This is a genomic window from Mesorhizobium sp. B1-1-5 (genome assembly GCF_006443065.1).
Taxonomy (GTDB): Bacteria; Pseudomonadota; Alphaproteobacteria; order Rhizobiales; family Rhizobiaceae; genus Mesorhizobium.
Map to the genome: position 1 here is coordinate 1 of NZ_VFWS01000331.1, position 1603 is coordinate 1603.

The window sequence follows — 1603 nt, forward strand, 5'->3', positions numbered from 1 at the left end:
TCGGTATTCTGTCCTGAATCGGCTGCCAGGATCGCGTTCTCGGGCATACGCCTGCCGAATGCCTTGACCACGAGTTGCGGCTTCAGCGGCACATCCGGCTTGGCTTCGGATAATGCCATTGCATCGCGCCAGCGGGTCATTTCCTGCCGCGCCTTTTCCAGGAAGGAGCGGTCGCTCTTGCGCTCGAGGCGTTCGTTGAGAAGACGCAAGGTGTCGGCGGCATCGCCTACGAGCCCTGCCTCGACGGGGTAGCGCAGGCCGATCCTCTGCGCGTCACGGTCGATCTGGACGCCGCGCGCCTTGCCGGGTTCGGGATAGTATTCGATGTAGGGGAACGTCGATCCGACAATCAGCAGGGCGTCGCATTCGCTCAGCGCATCCTGCGAGGCGCGGGTGCCGAGAATGCCGATGCCGCCAGTCGTATTCGGATGGTCATCAGGGAGCACGGCTTTGCCGAGCAGCGCCTTGGCGACGGGCGCCGCCAGCAGGTCCGACGCGCGTTCGAGTTCTTCGCGTGCGCCGAGTGCGCCGCGCCCGGCCAGGATAGCGACTTTTTTCGCCGCATTGAGAATCTCAACCGCCTGGTCGAGCTGGTCGGCAGCCGGAAGCCGGCTGCCTTCGAACCATCGATCGGGGGTGTGGGAGGGCCGGTTTCGCTTCGAGCGGTCCGCCTCGGGCAACTCGTTTTCCTGTACATCGCTGGCAATCGACAGATGGGCGACGCCGCGCCGGGCAAGAGCCGAGCGGCAGGCGAGACCCGCCAGGTTTTCCATGTGGGCGGCATCGGAGACCTGCGCGTTGAAGATCGCGACGTCGTTGAAGGCGCGGGTCAGGTCGACGTCCTGCTGCGTAAAAGTCTCGATAAGGTCGTGGAACTGCATGCCGGTGATGGCAAGCACGGGAGCCTGGTCGAGCTTGGCGTCATAGAGGCCGGTAAGGAGGTGTGTGCCCCCCGGTCCCGAGGTGGCCAGGCAGACGCCCAACCTGCCGGTCCATTTGGCATAGGCGCACGCCATGAAGGCGGCAGATTCCTCGTGCCTGACCTGGACGAACCGGATGCGGTCCTGACGGGTGCGCAACGCCTCCATGATGCCGTTTATGCCGTCGCCCGGCAGGCCGAAGACGACCTCCACTTTCCAGTTGATCAGCGTGTCGACGAGGATTTCGGCGGCATTGGGCATGGCGGATTTCCTTTATTGAGCACGCCGCCCTCTCGAACCGAGAGGAGGTTCAGTGTTTCGTATCGGGATCGGGACAGAGCTGCCGTACGTCCTCAGGCAGCGAGGCGCGGACCTTTCTGATCTGACCAGGGTCGATATGATGAAAGAGGACCTTGAAGACCGATTGAACCGCGGCTTTCGGGTCGACGGGACGCGTATCGTTCATGCCCTGCTCAACGGGGCCGAGAAACTCTTCAAGAGAACGGCTCTTTTGCGGCAGGCGTGACGGCTCGAACTGCTCATAGTAGGTGCCGCGCACGAGCAGCGGCAACTGCGCTCCAAGATGCGAAGCCATGTCGACCGGCAGCCGGTCCCTGACGGTGCGCAGGACGACGCCGAGCAGGTGCCAAGCGAACTGGCGATCCTGTCCGTGGTCGGCCATG

Annotated in this window: 2 protein-coding genes; both read right to left on the reverse strand. The window is 63.7% G+C overall.

The window, feature by feature from the left end; translation table 11 throughout:
- Positions 1-1181: thiamine pyrophosphate-binding protein (locus tag FJ980_RS31020; protein ID WP_140547363.1), on the reverse strand; the 1181-nt coding region annotated here is incomplete at its 3' end.
- 49 nt (positions 1182-1230) lie between these two features.
- Positions 1231-1603: DUF2267 domain-containing protein (locus FJ980_RS31025; protein ID WP_140547364.1), on the reverse strand; the 373-nt coding region annotated here is incomplete at its 5' end.